This window comes from Streptomyces sp. NPDC001406, from assembly GCF_042895285.1.
In the GTDB taxonomy this organism is placed as follows: Bacteria; Actinomycetota; Actinomycetes; order Streptomycetales; family Streptomycetaceae; genus Streptomyces.
The window spans coordinates 313,917-328,913 of sequence record NZ_JBIAWG010000003.1; the positions used below are offsets into that span (position 1 = coordinate 313,917).

14 protein-coding genes are annotated in these 14,997 nt (G+C 72.6%); 9 read left to right on the forward strand and 5 right to left on the reverse strand.

The features are described from left to right. Positions 1–82: 82 nt before the first annotated feature. The 4 genes from ACFY1J_RS08795 to ACFY1J_RS08810 are packed head-to-tail and all read right to left on the reverse strand — an operon-like array spanning position 83 to position 3,464. Complete coding sequence (locus ACFY1J_RS08795; RefSeq protein WP_390730926.1) at positions 83–1,132, reverse strand: NAD(P)H-dependent flavin oxidoreductase; 1,050 nt, start codon at positions 1,130–1,132, stop codon at positions 83–85. Further along, entirely contained in the window at positions 1,132–1,872 is a 741-nt protein-coding gene (locus ACFY1J_RS08800) for a CoA-transferase subunit beta (RefSeq protein ID WP_390730927.1), read from the reverse strand. The genes ACFY1J_RS08795 and ACFY1J_RS08800 overlap by 1 nt, the downstream gene beginning before the upstream one ends. Then, on the reverse strand, positions 1,869–2,720 hold the full coding sequence (locus ACFY1J_RS08805; RefSeq protein ID WP_390730928.1) for a CoA transferase subunit A: 852 nt from the start codon (positions 2,718–2,720) through the stop codon (positions 1,869–1,871). The genes ACFY1J_RS08800 and ACFY1J_RS08805 overlap by 4 nt, the downstream gene beginning before the upstream one ends. Next, positions 2,721–3,464 (reverse strand): enoyl-CoA hydratase family protein, encoded by a 744-nt coding sequence (locus tag ACFY1J_RS08810; RefSeq protein ID WP_390709084.1) that lies wholly within the window; start codon positions 3,462–3,464, stop codon positions 2,721–2,723. It lies immediately after the preceding gene. Positions 3,465–3,565: 101 nt separating this feature from the next. Between ACFY1J_RS08810 and ACFY1J_RS08815 the strand changes: the two genes are divergently transcribed. The 3 genes from ACFY1J_RS08815 to ACFY1J_RS08825 are packed head-to-tail and all read left to right on the forward strand — an operon-like array spanning position 3,566 to position 5,493. Further along, on the forward strand, positions 3,566–4,324 hold the full coding sequence (locus ACFY1J_RS08815) for an SDR family oxidoreductase (protein ID WP_390709083.1): 759 nt from the start codon (positions 3,566–3,568) through the stop codon (positions 4,322–4,324). Position 4,325: 1 nt separating this feature from the next. Further along, the gene (locus ACFY1J_RS08820; RefSeq protein WP_390730929.1) at positions 4,326–5,231 is read left to right on the forward strand and encodes an SDR family oxidoreductase; all 906 of its coding nucleotides are present in this window, start codon (positions 4,326–4,328) and stop codon (positions 5,229–5,231) included. Between the two features lie 49 nt (positions 5,232–5,280). Continuing rightward, a complete protein-coding gene (locus ACFY1J_RS08825; RefSeq protein ID WP_390730930.1) occupies positions 5,281–5,493 on the forward strand; it encodes a hypothetical protein in 213 nt (70 codons plus the stop codon). Between the two features lie 87 nt (positions 5,494–5,580). On the opposite strand, the gene ACFY1J_RS08830 is transcribed toward ACFY1J_RS08825, so the two are convergent. Next, positions 5,581–6,465, reverse strand: coding sequence for a hypothetical protein (locus tag ACFY1J_RS08830; protein ID WP_390709080.1), 885 nt, complete (start codon positions 6,463–6,465; stop codon positions 5,581–5,583). 138 nt (positions 6,466–6,603) lie between these two features. Here ACFY1J_RS08830 and ACFY1J_RS08835 point away from each other — a divergent pair, with 138 nt between their 5' ends. From ACFY1J_RS08835 to ACFY1J_RS08860, 6 genes are all read left to right on the forward strand, one after another. Continuing rightward, positions 6,604–6,954 carry a chorismate mutase gene (locus ACFY1J_RS08835; RefSeq protein WP_363297136.1) on the forward strand — a complete coding sequence of 117 codons (351 nt, stop codon included), beginning with the start codon at positions 6,604–6,606 and terminating at the stop codon, positions 6,952–6,954. Positions 6,955–7,092: 138 nt separating this feature from the next. Next, positions 7,093–7,638, forward strand: a complete 546-nt coding sequence (locus tag ACFY1J_RS08840) for a two-component system response regulator (protein WP_390709079.1) — start codon at positions 7,093–7,095, stop codon at positions 7,636–7,638. 56 nt (positions 7,639–7,694) lie between these two features. Next, positions 7,695–10,193, forward strand: a complete 2,499-nt coding sequence (gene pepN, locus ACFY1J_RS08845) for an aminopeptidase N (protein WP_390730931.1) — start codon at positions 7,695–7,697, stop codon at positions 10,191–10,193. A 45-nt stretch (positions 10,194–10,238) separates the two neighbouring features. Continuing rightward, a complete protein-coding gene (locus ACFY1J_RS08850) occupies positions 10,239–11,075 on the forward strand; it encodes an NAD(P)H-binding protein (RefSeq protein WP_390730932.1) in 837 nt (278 codons plus the stop codon). A 1,110-nt stretch (positions 11,076–12,185) separates the two neighbouring features. After that, a complete protein-coding gene (locus tag ACFY1J_RS08855) occupies positions 12,186–13,547 on the forward strand; it encodes a pyridoxal phosphate-dependent decarboxylase family protein (RefSeq protein WP_390709076.1) in 1,362 nt (453 codons plus the stop codon). Continuing rightward, positions 13,544–14,953: a lysine N(6)-hydroxylase/L-ornithine N(5)-oxygenase family protein gene (locus ACFY1J_RS08860; protein WP_390730933.1), complete on the forward strand. Its 1,410-nt coding sequence runs from the start codon at positions 13,544–13,546 to the stop codon at positions 14,951–14,953. The genes ACFY1J_RS08855 and ACFY1J_RS08860 overlap by 4 nt, the downstream gene beginning before the upstream one ends. The last annotated feature ends 44 nt before the right edge of the window (positions 14,954–14,997 follow it).

The window sequence follows — 14,997 nt, forward strand, 5'->3', positions numbered from 1 at the left end:
AGGCCCCCTGGGGCCGAGCAGTGCGAGGGGGTCGTCGGGGATGGTGCCCATGTGCGAGGCGGCGGCCGGGCCAACGTCACGATCATCGAACGGCTGTGAGCCTCTCCCGCACCTCCTGAGCCTCCTTCATGATCCGCTCCATCAGCTCCGCGCACGACGGCAGGTCGTCGATCACTCCGGCGACCTGCCCGGACGCCATCACCCCGAGGTCCGTACGGCCGTCCAGCATCGCGGACTTCAGCAGCATCGGCGTGTTCGCGGCGAGCAGCACCTGACTCCAGGACAGCTCCCTGCCGTGCTTCAGGGCGAGCCCGTCGCGGACCATCCGCCGCCAGGTGAGACCCGACAGCCTCCGGAACCCGTCCGCCCGGCGCACGGCGTGCACCAGCGCGCGGGCGCGACCGGAACGCTCCAGGGAGTCCACCAGATCCGTGCGCAGCATGCGGTGCGGCAGACCGTCGACCGCCGTGGTGACGGTGACGTCCCGGACCGTCGCCGCCAGGTACCTGGCCTTCACCGCGTCCGGCACCGTCGAGTCCGAGGTGAGCAGGAACCGCGTCCCCATCGCGACCCCCGCCGCCCCGTACGCGAGCGCCGCGACCAGGCCCCGGCCGTCGAAGAAGCCACCGGCCGCCACCACGGGTATCCGCACCGCGTCCACCACCTGCGGCAGCAGTACGGTCGTCGCCACCTCGCCGGTGTGTCCGCCCCCCTCTCCACCCTGCACGATCACCGCGTCCGCGCCCCAGGCCGCGACCTTCTCCGCATGCCGCCGCGCCCCGACGGACGGGATCACGACCACCCCGGCCTCCTTGAGCTCGGCGATCAGCTCACGGGAGGGGGCGAGCGCGAAGGACGCCACCCGCACCCCCTCGTCGATGATCAGGCGCACCCGGTCGCCGGCGTCGCCCGCGTCCGCCCGGAGGTTCACCCCGAACGGCGCGTCCGTCCGCGACCCGACCTTGCGTATCGCCCCGCGCAGCTGATCCAGGGTCATCGTCGCCGACGCCAGGATGCCCAGCGCGCCCGCGTTCGCCGCCGCAGAGACCAGCCGCGGGCCCGCCACCCAGCCCATCCCGGTCTGCACGACCGGGTGCCGGACCCCGACCAGCCGGGTGAGCGCCGTCTCCATCAGCCCCTCGCCCTCTCCGGCACCTCACGCGCGCGGGCGCCCCCGGGATCGAGCACGTCCCGGATCAGCCGCAGCTCCCGCTCGGTGGGCTCACGGGTGTACGGCACCTCGTCCGGGACGGTGAGCGCGAAGTCCGTCGCCTCCCGCACCTGTTCGACGTCCACCCCCGGATGCAGCGAGGCCAGCCGCATGCTGCGGTCGGGCGTGGCGAAGTCGAAGACGCCGAGGTCGGAGACCACGCGCGCGATGCGGTGATGGCGGGCCGTGTCCGGGTGCTCGGCGGCACGGTCGTACCCCACCCCGCACACCATGTCGACCTTCTCCACGAAGACCCGCCGCGAGTGTCTCGGGATCCAGTAACTCGTCGGGTTGTTCAGCGTGTTGAGCGGAGCACCCCGCACGCCGAGCAGTTGCCGCGCGGGCCGCGCCCAGTCGCCGATGCACGAGATGTTCTGGTTGCCGAATCGGTCGATCTGGCTCGCGCCCATCATCACGTGCCGCCGCCCGCCGGCCACCAGGGCCAGATGCTGCCGGTAAGGAAGCCAGCCCTCGGGTGTCCCGTCCGGGCGGACGAGCGTCGCCTCGCCGTCGGTCAGAAGCAGGTCCGGCGCGAAGGTCAGCCGGGCCAGCCGCGCCCCCAGCGAGGGGATCACGCCCATCGGACTCGCCAGGATCTCACCAAAGCCGCGCCAGGCCTCGGCGCAGGCGATCACGCAGTACTCGGCGCGGGTTGCACTCATCGCTCCTGCTCCCTGAGCCAGTTCCGCACCGCCGACTCGTAGGCCTGCTCGTCTTCGCCGAGGAACCGCTCGGCGAACTCGGGCCACGGAGTGGACGCGTACGCCTTCTGGAAGCTCTCGTCCCTGCCGTAGTCGGGCGCGCACGAGGTGAAGTGGGCGCCGTTCGGCGCCTCCACCACGCCCGTCACCGTGTGCCGCTTGAGCAGCAGCGACTGCGGGGCCGCCTCCTTCGTCAACTCGGCCGTGTCCACGATCCGTTCGCACGAGACATAGGCTGCAGTCGCCGCCTCGCAGAACAGGTCGTCGAAGTACGGATCCGGGCCCAGGTACTGCCCGTTGCCCAGCTGGTCGGCGCGGTTGACGTGCACCAGGGCCGCGTCCAGCCGCAGGGCGGGCATCGCCACGAACGTCTCCCCGTCCTCGTACGGCGAAGTGACCGTGCGCAGGCCGGGGTTGACCCGCATCACGTCGGAGCCGATCCCCGCCCGCACCGGAAGGAACGGCAGCCGGTTCGCCGCCGCCTGCAGCCCCCACATGAACATCCCCTCGTCGACCTCCGTCAGCTCGAAGGCCCCGCGCTCGCGCGCCGCGCGGTAGTGCGGTTCGAGCGGGATCGAGTCGAGGGTGACGAAGGCCGTCACCAGCTTGCGCACGCGTCCGGCCGCCGCCAGCATGCCGACGTCCGGGCCGCCGTACGACACGACGGTGAGATCGCCGATCCCGGTTCGGAGCAGTGCTCTGACCAGGGCCATCGGCTTGCGTCGTGACCCCCAGCCGCCGATGCCGAGGGTCATGCCGCTCTCCAGGCGGGAGACCACCTCGTCGGCGGTCATCGTCTTGTCGCCCACCTATGCGCCCTCCTTCCCGAACGTGTCCCGGACCCGGTCGGCCAGCCCGCTGAGGTTGGCCTCGAAGGTGAAGCCCTGTTCGAAGCGGTAGCTGCGGCGCACGTCGACCGGATCGATCCCGTTGATGGCCGCCTTGGCCATGCGCAGCAGCCGCCCGTCCTTGGCAGCGATCTCCCGCGCCAGCTCCAGCGCGGCCGCCCGTAAGCCCTCGCGCGGCACCACCCGCCACACCGAGCCGTGCGCACGCAGCTCGGCCGCGCTCGCCGTACGCGAGGTGTAGTACAACGCGCGCATCAGATGCTGCGGGACCAGCCGGGCCAGATGCGTGGCGGCACCGAGCGCGCCCCGGTCCAGCTCGGGCAGCCCGAACGAGGCGTCGTCGCTCGCAACGATCGCGTCCGCGTTCCCCACCAGGCCTATTCCGCCGCCCAGACAGAACCCCTGCACCGCCGCGACCACGGGCGTCTCGCACTCGTAGACCGCCGCGAAGGCCGCCGCGCAGCCCTGGTTGGCGCCGATCAGCGCCGCCTGCCCGTCCGCCTGTATCTCCTTGATGTCCACGCCCGCGTTGAAGCCCCGCCCCTCGGCGGCCAGCACGACGCACCGGACCTCCGGGTCACGGCCCGCCGCGCGCACGGCCTCGGCCAGGGCGAACCATCCGGCCACCGGCAGCGCGTTCACCGGTGGGAAGTCGACCGTGACGAGCGAAATCCCCTTTTCCGGGGACGAGGTGGAGACACCCATGGACGCATCAGCTACCTTCGCACTCAGCTGCCTTTCCACCAAACATTTGTTAGGTGTGAGGCTTCGAAGCTAGCAGTCGGCGCAGACGAGCGGGAGGCCCTGTGGATAACTCACCGCGCGACAGAACCGTCGTCGTCACGGGCGGCACCCGGGGTGTCGGCGCGGGGCTCGCGAGGGCCTTCGCCGAGACCGGCGACCGGGTCCTCGTCTGCGCCCGCAGACCACCCGAAGTGCCCCTCGACGGCGTCGAGTTCACGCCCCTCGACCTGCGCGACCCGCCCGCCGTACACGCCTTCTTCGACGCGCTGCCCCGGCTTGACGTCCTCGTCAACAACGCCGGCGGCACCCCGTACCGGCGGCTGGCCGACGCGGACGCCGAGCGGCACGCACGGGTGATCGAGCTGAACCTCGTCACCCCGCTGACGGCCTCCCTCGCGGCATACGACCACCTCCGACGGGCCCGGGGCTCGGTCGTGATGATCGGCAGCGTCAGCGGCAGCCGCCCCTCACCCGGCTCGGCGGCCTACGGCGCGGCCAAGGCGGGGCTGGAGAACCTGGCCCGTTCCATGGCGGTGGAGTGGGCGCCGGAGGTCCGCGTCAACACCCTCGTCGTCGGCATGGTCCGCACCGAACTGTCCCACCTCCACTACGGCGGTGAGGACGGCGTCGCCGCGGTCTCCGGCACCGTGCCGCTCGGACGGCTGGCCGCTCCGTCCGACATCGGCGCGGCCGCCGTCTTCCTCGCCTCCGACGCGGCCGCGTACATCAGCGGGGCGAGTCTGCTCGTGCACGGAGGAGGGGAGCGGCCGGCCTTCCTGGACGCCGCGACCGCCAACAAGCCCGCCGACAAGGAGGAGTGAGATGAGCGGAATCTGCGCGGGACGGGTCGTCGTCGTCACCGGCGCCGGGCGGGGGCTGGGCCGGGCCCACGCGCTCGCGTTCGCCGCGGAGGGCGCCCGCGTCGTCGTCAACGACCTGGGCGTCGGGCTCGACGGGGCACCCGGGCCCGGCAGCCCGGCCCACCGGGTCGTCGGGGAGATCCGCGCGGCGGGCGGCGAGGCCGTCGCCCACGGCGCCGACATCGCCACGAGCGCCGGGGCCCAATCCCTGGTGGCGGCGGCCCTGGAGACGTACGGCCGGCTCGACACACTCGTCAACAACGCCGGCTTCCTGCGCGACCGCATGCTCGTCAACCTCGACGAGGACGACTGGGACGCCGTGCTCCGCGTCCACCTCAAAGGCCACTTCCTGCCCCTCAAGCACGCCGCCGCGCACTGGCGGGCCGAGGCCAAGGCGGGCCGGACACCGGTGGCCCGGATCGTCAACACCAGCAGCGGCGCCGGACTGCTGGGCTCCGTCGGGCAGGGGAACTACAGCGCCGCGAAGGCCGGGATCGTCGGGCTGACCCTGGTCGCGGCGGCCGAACTCGGCCGGTACGGCGTCCAGGTCAACGCGGTTGCCCCCGCGGCTCGCACCCGTATGACCGAAAGCACCTTCGCCGAGACCATGGCGGCCCCCGACTCCGGCTTCGACGCCATGGCGCCGGCGAACGTGTCCCCGCTGGTGGTCTGGCTGGGCTCCGCCGCGAGCGCCGGTGTCACCGGCCGGGTCTTCGAGGCGGAGGGCGGCCGGATCACCGTCATGGAGGGCTGGCGGCCGGGACCCACCGCCGACAAGGGCGCGCTGTGGACACCGGCCGAGGCGGGGGAGACAGCAGGCAAACTGCTCGCCGAGGCGGAGGTTCCCGGGCGGGTCTACGGGGCGTAGGCGCTCCTACGACGACAGCCGGGCGGCACCCTTGCGCTGTGCCTCCGACATGACCGTCAGAAACCTGACCACGGTCACGGCTCAGCAGTTCGGTGGAGCGCTGGGCGCCGCGGTGGTCGGCACGGTGTTCTTCGACCATGTGGGGGAGGGCATGACCGAGGCCCTCGGCGCGGCGATGCCGTGGGTGGCCGGCGGGTTCCTGGTGTGTGCCGGGTTGTGCGTGGCGGTGCCGCGGCGGGCGGTGGCGGGGCACGAGGGGTGAGGCGAGCGATGGTTCGGGGCGGGGCCCGGTGGGCTCCGCCCCTTCCGCTTCCCGGCAACGCCCACCGCGGCGGACGACGCCGGCCACCTACGTGTCGCACTCCAGCACCGTCCGGCACAGCCCGCACCGCGCCCGGACCCGCCCCCGTACCGGCACCCTGATCCGCTGGTGGCAGGTGGGGCAGGGGAACGAGACGCGCAGGTGGCCGCCGGCCCCGTCGGGGGTGAAGGTGTACGGGACCCCGGGCTGCGGACCGTGGGCGTGACGGCGGTCGTGGGCGTAACGGCGGCGGCCCGCCCAGCCGGCCGCGGTCAGCGGGGGCTGCTGCTCGTCGCGGCGGGCCTGGGCCATGCCCTTGGTGTACGCCGTGTAGGCCTGCGGGCTGGTGAACCACACCGAAGGGTCCTCGCCGAAGACCAGGGAGCGCTTCGCCAGGACGTAGCCGAACTCCTCCGGGGTGAGATACCCGAGCTTCTGGGACGACACCGTGTCCTCCCGGTACGCGTCCAGCAGCAGCCAGCCCGCCCCCAGGTACGTCGTCGCCGTGTCCGTGAGGATCTCGTTGTGCGCGGTGCCCGGGAACGACAGGTCCAGACGGTGCAGATAGACGTGCATCACCTCGTGGGCGAGCGCCGCGCCGATGTCCCTGCGATGGGTGCGGAACCGGTCGTTCAGCTCGACGAAGTACTCCGGGCCCGCCGCGAGTTCCACGTTCGCCGCATGCGTCATCTCGCGGAAGCAGACGATCAGCCGGGCATCCGGCAGCCGGAAGTGCCGCATCATCTCGCGGGCCACGCGCTGCGCGCCCAGATGCAGGTCGTCCGTGTCGCAGAACGCCACGTCGGCGGGGGCCACGCTGGCCGAGAAGGTCTGGATGGTGTCGTACGAGAGGCGCTGGTACAGCGCGGTGATGGCCGCCCGCACCGTCTCCAGATGCGGGTAGCCGTGCTCGACCGGTCCGTCGTTCGCCACGCCCTGACCCCCAAAGACGCCCAGAACTCCTCTCCACTGTAGGCGGGTGTGCGCCGAAGTCGTCCTCCTCGGTGAGCACCCCGACCCCGACGATCCGCCGGTGATCGAGAACCCGTCCGCCCCTTAGGGTTGACATCCATGACCACCAGCCACACCGGTACCGGTGACGTCGACCCCGCGGTGCGCGAGGAACTCGACCGCCTGCGCGACAGCATCGACAACATCGACGCGGCCGTCGTCCACATGCTCGCCGAGCGCTTCAAGTGCACCCAGCAGGTCGGCCGGCTCAAGGCCGTCCACCAACTGCCGCCCGCCGATCCCGCCCGCGAGGCACGGCAGATCGCCCGGCTGCGCACCCTCGCCGAGAACGCCAAGCTGGACCCGGCGTTCGCTGAGAAATTTCTCAATTTCATCATCGCCGAGGTGATCAGACACCACGAGCGAATCGCCGGGGACACCGTCAACGGACAGGCGCCGGGAGCGAACTGACCTCGGCCGACGCGGCGGGGGTCGTGACAGCGGGGGCGAGGAGGGGCATGCTGCGCTGTGCACTCCTCGTCAGCCGGCGAGCACTCCGTGTCAGTGCGGGGTCGTACGCTGGTTGTCCACACGGGAGGGACCTGGGCCATGCCGCCGGATGCCAAGATCCTCATCGTCGACGACCACAAGGAAACGCTGTACGCGCTGGAGAGCGCCCTCGCCCCGCTGGGCTACCAACTCGGCCGTGCCACCAGCGGCGACGAGGCGCTCAAACAGGTGCTCCGCGGCCGGGTCGGCCTCCTGCTGCTGGATGTGCGCATGCCGGGCGTCAGCGGTCTGGACGTGGTGCGTTACATGCGCCGCGTCGAGCAGACCCAGCACATACCGGTCGTCCTGCTCACCGGATTCGGCCCGGACCACGAACTGACCGCCACCGCGTTCGGGCTGGGCGTCGCCGACCTCGTCCTCAAGCCCATCGACCCCTGGGCCCTGCGCACCAAGGTGCGCTACCTGTACGACACCCATCAGCGCAACCTCGCCCTGGAGCGGGAGGTCCGCGAACTGCGTGCCCGCGTCGAGGGCCGCGCCGAGGGCGGAAAGAGCGCTCCGCGACGTGCGCCGGCCCGCCCCGGCAGCCGGGTTCCGCCCCAGCGGGACACCTCCCTGACCGCCCCGGCGCAGGACCGGACATAAGCCGTGTACCGATCCGCCCCTGTGCGCCGTCAGTGCCATCAGGCAGCATGTCCTGCATGTCCGTACTGACGCGCGACGAAGCGCAGATCCGAGCACAGCTCCTCGACGTCCACCGCTACGCGATCGAACTCGACCTGACCACCGGGGACGAGACCTTCGACTCGCGCACCGTGATCCGGTTCGGCGTGCGGACCGCCGGGGACACGTTCGTCGAGCTCAAGCCCGCCGAGCTGCGCTCCGTCACCCTCGACGGACAGCCCCTGGACCCGGAGACCCTGGACCAGGACCGGCTGCCGCTGAAGGGCCTCACCGCCGGTGAGCACGAGCTGCGCGTCGACGCCGTCATGCGCTACTCCCGCACCGGGGAGGGCATGCACCGCTTCACCGACCCCACCGACGGGGAGACGTACGCCTACACGCAGCTGTTCATGGACGACGTGCAGCGCGTCTTCGCCGCCTTCGACCAGCCCGACCTGAAGGCCGTCTTCGAGCTGACCGTCAAGGCCCCCGAGGGCTGGACCGTCCTCGCCAACGGCATCACCGAGCACCTGGGCGAGGGCCGCTGGCAGGCCGCACCCACCCCGCTGATCTCCACGTACCTGGTCGCCGTCGCCGCCGGCCCCTGGCACTCCGTGCGCACCGAGCACCGCGGCCTGCCCTTCGGCATCCACTGCCGCCGCTCCCTCGCGCCGTACCTCGACGCGGACGCCGACGAGATCCTCGACATCACGCGCGCGTGCTTCGACCGGTTCCACGAGAAGTTCGAGGAGCCCTACCCCTTCGACTCCTACGACCAGGCCTTCGTCCCCGAGTTCAACGCGGGCGCCATGGAGAACCCGGGCCTGGTCACCTTCCGCGACGAGTTCGTCTACCGCTCCGCCGTCACCGACACCGAGCGGCAGACCCGCGCCATGGTCATCGCCCACGAGATGGCCCACATGTGGTTCGGTGACCTCGTCACCCTCAAGTGGTGGGACGACATCTGGCTGAACGAGTCCTTCGCCGAGTACATGGGCTACCAGACCACCATCGAGGCAACCCGCTTCACCGACACCTGGGTCGACTTCGGCGTGGCCCGCAAGGCCTGGGGCTACGACGCCGACCAGCGCCCCTCCACGCACCCCGTCGCCCCCGAGGCCGTCGACGACACGGCCGCCGCGCTGCTCAACTTCGACGGCATCTCCTACGCCAAGGGCGCCTCCGCGCTGCGCCAGCTGGTGGCCTGGCTCGGTGAGAAGGACTTCCTCGCCGGCATCAACATCCACTTCGCCCGGCACAGGTTCGGCAACGCCACCCTCGCCGACTTCATCGACTCCCTGTCCGCCGCCACCGACCGCGACGTCCACGCCTGGGCGGACGCCTGGCTGCGCACCACCGGCGTCGACACGCTCACCCCGGTGGTCACCGCGGGTGACGAGACCGGCACGTACGCGCTCACCGTGAACCGCGACGGCAGCCGCCCGCACCGCATCAGCGTCGGGGTGTACGACCACGACCTCGCCGACGAGGGCGGCCTCGTCCTGCGTGAGCGCATCGGCCTCGACGTCCCGCAGACCGCCCCGCAGCCCATCGGCAAGCGCCCCGCGCTGCTCCTGCTCAACGACGGCGACCTGACCTACGCCAAGGTCCGGTTCGACGCCGGGTCCTTCGAGGCGGTCCGCACGGGCCTGTCCGGCCTGCCCGAGCCGCTCACCCGCGCGGTGGTGTGGAACGCCCTCAGGGACGCCGTCCGCGACGGGGAACTCCCGCCCGCCGCGTTCCTGGAGACCGCGCGCGCCCACCTTCCTCGCGAGAAGGACCTGGCCCTCGTCCAGGGCGTGCTGGCCTTCGCCTCGACGTACATCGCCGACCGCTACCTCGACCCCGAGGAGCGCCCGGCGGCCCTGGCCACCCTCTCCTCGCTGTGCCGCGACTTCATCCGGCGCACCGAGGACGGCGACAACCCCGGACTGCGGCTGATCGCCGTCCGCCACTTCATCGACGTCGCCGCCCACCCGGACACCATCGCCGCCTGGCTCGCCGACGGCACCGTGCCCGGCGGGCCGGAGCTCGACCCGGAGCTGCGCTGGCGCATCCTGGGCCGCCTCGCCGTCCTCGGCGCCACCGACGAGGCCGCGATCGCCGCCGAGCTGGAGCGCGACCCGAGCGCCACCGGCCAGGAGGGCGCCGCCCGCTGCCGGGCCGCGCTGCCCGATCCCGAGACCAAGCGCGCGGCCTGGGACGCGATGTTCGCCACGGACGACCTGTCCAACTACCTCTTCACGGCCACCGCCCAGGGCTTCTGGCAGCCCGAGCAGGCCGACCTGGTCCGGGAGTACGTGGCGCGGTACTACACGGACGCGCTCCCGATGGCCGCCCGCCGCGGACCCGCCATCGCCACCGCCACCGGCCGGTACGCCTTCCCGTCCTACGCCGTGGACGCGGAGAACCTCGCCCTGGGCGAGGCCTGTCTGCGCGACGCCGACCCGGTGACGGCCCTGCGCCGCCGACTCGTCGACGAACTCGACGACCTGGCGCGGGCGTTGCGGGTGCGGGGGCGGGAGTTGTCTGTCTAGGTTCGACTGGTCAGGAAGTACTCCGCCCCCCCCAGGAGGATTCCAGTGATCGTAGTCACCGGTGCCACCGGCCACGTCGGCCGGGCTCTCGTCGACCGGCTCGTCGCCGCGGACCGGCCCGTACGGGCGCTCACTCGCGACCCGGAGCGGGCCCGGCTGCCCAGGAAGGCCCAGGTGGTGAAATTCCGCCTGGACGAGCCCGACGCGCTCTTCGAAGGAGCGTCAGGGCTCTTCCTCTACGTCCAGGCGGCCGGCGCGCAGACCCCGGCCCTGCTCGGCGCCGCCCGCAAGGCCGGTGTGCGGCACGTCGTCCTGCTCTCCTCCGGGATCGTCCAGGAGGGTGCCGACGAGACGCACCCCATCCACGTCATGCATGCCACGGCCGAGCGGCAGGTCCGCGACAGCGGCCTGGAGTGGACCTTCCTGCGCCCCCACGCGTTCGCCACCAACGCACTCCAGTGGGCGCCGCAGATCCGGGCCGGGAACACCGTCCGCGGCGTCTTCGCGGACATGCTCACGGCGCCGATCCACGAGGACGACATCGCCGCCGTCGCCGAACGCGCCCTCGTCGACGGCGGTCACGAGGGCGCGGCCCACCGGCTCACCGGCCCCGGGGCCACCACCAACACCGACCAGATCGCCGCGATCGGCCGAGCGATCGGCCGCGATCTGACGTTCGTCGAGGTGCCGCCGGAGGAGGCGGGACCCGAACTGTTCCCCGGCGCCCCACCGGAGTTCGTACGGTCCCTCCTGCAGAGCTTCGCCGCCACGGTCGGCGTACCCCCGGAGATCACCACCACGGTCCAGGACATCACCGGCACCCCGGCCCGCACCTTCGCCCAATGGTCCAAGGACCACGCGACCGACTTCCGAACACCGTGATCCGGTGCGCGGGGCCGCACCGGGGCGTGCACAGGTCTGAGGCGCCGGGAGTCTCGCCATAGGGCGTGCGCAGGTCTGGCGAGCGGAGCGCGCCGCTGTCGGGGTGCGAAGGCCTGTGGCGCGGGTGTCCTGCCCGCGGGCGCGGGCGCGGACTGTTCCTGCGTGGGGTGCGCCGCCCCTCGGGTGTGCGCGGATGTGAGGTGGGGGGTCTGTCATGGGGTGCGCCCTGATCCGATGCGCGGCGCGACGGGGTGCGTACGGGTCCGTGGTGTGGGTGTCCTGTCCTCGGGCGCGGGCTGTTCCTGCGTGGGGTGCGCCGCCCCTCGGGTGTGCGCGGATGTGAGGCGGGGGTCTGTCATCGGGTGCGCCCTGATCCGATGCGCGGTGCGCGGCGCGACGGGGCGTGCCCAGGTCTGTGGTGTAGGGCGTTCCGCATCGGGGCGAGCCCTGAACCGGTGCGCGGGCTGCGCCGCCATCGGATGTGCGTTGATCCGCCGCGCCCAGATCCGGCAGACCAGGCTCCCGCCACCGCGCGTCCACGGCCCCCCCCGGGGGTGGCCGGGTCGCGCCTGTTGGATGACCCGCACCGGACGTCCGTGGGCCGGCCCCGGCCCCGGGTCCGTGACCGAGCCGCCGAACCCTCCGGCCGCGACCCGCCTGCCGCCAGGCCCGCGTGGCGTCAGCAGGAACAGGCCAACTGAGACCGCGCCCGGTGCCGGGTGGTTCCGTCTCGCGTTCAGCAGGCCGATTACGGTGCCGGACCGCTCCACCAGCAGGAGCAGCTTGGCTTCGCGGGCCCGCGCCCGATGGCAGCGCGTAGCGAAGGCTCTGCGCCTCACCCGGCACGGACGGCAGTCCCGTCCCTGTCACGAACAGGGCCGGCAGCCGTGCCTCGTCGGTCGGGGTCGGCTCCCGCGGCAGCGTCTGCCCACTGGGCGTATCGATCGCGGTCACGTCAACCATCCGCAGCCCCAACACGCTTTCCCCGCACGGGAGTACCCACTTTCGGGTTTCGATCGTTGGACTTTCCGGGCGCGTCGGCCCGATGGCGTACAAGCTGGAAGTCTCCACATGGATGTTCGCCTGCCCCGCGCCCCCGGAGGAGAGCTCATGAGCACGCCGCACCCCCTCGCCTCAGGCCCCGAAGGGCCCGACGCCCTGCGGCCGTTGATCGACACCGTGCTCGACGCCCTGCGGGAGGGTGGGCGGGCCCGTGGCGGACCGCTGCCCGCGGGCGGGCCGGAGGCGGTTGCCGCGGCCGTCGCGGAAGCCGTAGGGGACGTACTGCCGGACGAGGGCGACCCCGACGCGCTGCGCACCCTCGTCCGCGTCTTCGCCGAGGGCGCCGCCGACCCCGCCGACCCGCTCTGCGCGGCGCATCTGCACTGCCCGCCACTCGCCCTCGCCACCGCCGCCGACCTCGCCGCAAGCGCCCTCAACCCGTCCCTGGACTCCTGGGACCAGGCACCGGCCGCCTCCGCCCTGGAGGCCCTGGTCACCCGCGAGCTCGCCCACGAGATCGGCCTGGCCGACTCGCTCGTCACCACCGGCGGCACCGAGTCCAACCAGCTCGCCCTGCTGCTCGCCCGCGAGGCCCACGGCGGAAGCGTGCGGCTCGTGTGCGGCGCCAACGCCCATCACTCCCTGCCCCGCGCGGCCTGGCTGCTGGGCCTGCCCGACCCGGTGGTCGTCCCCGCCCCCAACGGCACCCTCGACCCCGCCGCCCTGGACGAGGTCCTCACCCGCTTCCCCCGCCCCGTGCTGGTCGCCGCCACCGCCGGTACCACGGACGCCGGTCTCATCGACCCGCTGCCCGAGATCGCCGGCCTCTGTGCCGCCCACGGGGCCCGTCTGCACATCGACGCGGCGTACGGCGGCGGACTGGTCTTCAGCGAACGGCACCGCGAGAAGCTCGCCGGGCTGGAGGCCGCCCACACCGTCACCCTCGACCTGCACAAACTCGGCTGGCAGCCGGTCGCCGCGGGCCTGCTCGCCGTCTCGCGCCCCCGCGATCTGGCCGTACTGCACCAGCACGCCGACTACCTCAACGCCGACGACGACACCGAGGCCGGCCTGCCCGACCTGCTCGGCCGGTCCCTGCGCACCTCCCGCCGCCCCGACGTCCTCAAGATCGCCGTCACCCTCAGGACCCTCGGCCGCACCGGCCTCGGCGCCCTCGTCGACCAGGTCTGCGCACGGGCAAGGGAGTTCGCGGCCCTCGTCCAGGAGCACCCCGCCTTCGAGCTGTACGACCGGCCGGTCATCAGCACCGTCCTGTTCCGGCCCGCCGGGGCCACCGACGAAGCCGTCGCCGGCGTACGCCGCACCCTGCTGCACGAGGGCCGCGCCGTCCTCGGCCGGGCCCGCCTCGACGGCCGCCTCTGGCTCAAGGCCACCCTCCTGAACCCCCACACCCGGCCGGACGAGCCGGCCGAGCTGCTGAAACTCGTGGAAGGAACCCCCACCAGATGACCCACCCCCCGGACCACGAGCCAGAAGCACCCCGTGACCTGGTCGGCATCGGCATCGGACCGTTCAACCTCTCCCTCGCCGCCCTCGCCCACCCGCTCGCCGAACTCGACGCCGTCTTCTACGAGCAGCGCCCCGGCTTCGACTGGCACCCCGGCCTGCTCATCGAGGGCGCGACCATCCAGGTCCCGTTCCTCGCCGACCTGGTGACCCTCGCCGACCCGGCCAGCCGCTGGAGCTTCCTCAACTACCTCAAGGCCCGCAACCGGCTGTTCCCCTTCTACTTCGCCGAGCGCTTCCACATCCAGCGCACCGAGTACGACTCCTACTGCCGCTGGGTCTCCGAGAACCTCCCCGGGCTGTGCTTCTCCCACCAGGTCGACGCCGTCCGCTGGAGCCCCGGACGCGACGCCTTCGAGGTCGACTTCACCCGGCTCGACGCCGAAGGGAACGCCGAGGCCACCGGCTGTACGTACACGAAGAACATCGTCCTCGGCGTCGGCACCGCCCCCTACGTCCCCGACCCCCTCAAGCCCCTCGTCGAGGCCCCCGGCGCGCCCGTCATCCACGCCTCCGACTACCTCGACCACCGCGACGCCTTCCTCGCCGCCGGCCATGTCACCGTCGTCGGCTCGGGACAGTCCGGCGCCGAGGTCTTCCTCGACCTGCTGCGCCACCGCCCCGCCGGACGCGAGCGGCTGCACTGGATCGGCCGGACGGAGGCCTTCGCGCCGATGGAGTACTCCAAGCTCGGCCTGGAGCACTTCACGCCCGACTACACGCGCTACTTCCACGCCCTGGAGGAAGGCGTCCGCGACGGGCTCGTGGCCTCCCAGTGGCAGCTCCACAAGGGCATCGACGCCGACACCATCGCCGCGATCCACGACGAGCTCTACCGCCGCACCCTGCGCGGCGGCTGGCCCGACGCCGTCCTCACCCCCGGTGTCCGGGTCCGTACGGCGGGGCGCGTCGCCACCACCAAGGTCGAGCTCCATCTGGAGCACGTCCAGCAGAACAGCCGCTCCCGGCTCACCACCGACGCGGTCGTCCTCGCCACCGGCTACCGCGAGCGCCCCCTGGACCGCATCCTGGCCGGTCTCGACCCCTACCTGCGCCGCGACGCCAGCGAACGCCCGCGTGTCGACGAGCGGTTCCGGCTCGTCCTCGACCGCGCGGTCACCGGCACGGCCTATGTGCAGAACGCCGAACTCCACACCCACGGAGTCGGCGCCCCCGACCTCGGCCTCGCCGCCTGGCGCAGCGCCGTCATCCTCAACTCCCTGACCGGGAAGGAACCGTATCCGCTGCCCGCGCGCGCGGCGTTCACCACGTTCGGACTCGACCAGCCGGAGCGGGTCCCCGAGGCCAGGCGCGGGAAGACGCTGACCCCGCTGGCGGAGAGCCGGTAGGAGAGACACCGGACGCGCAGGAGGCGGCGCGTACGCCGGCGGCG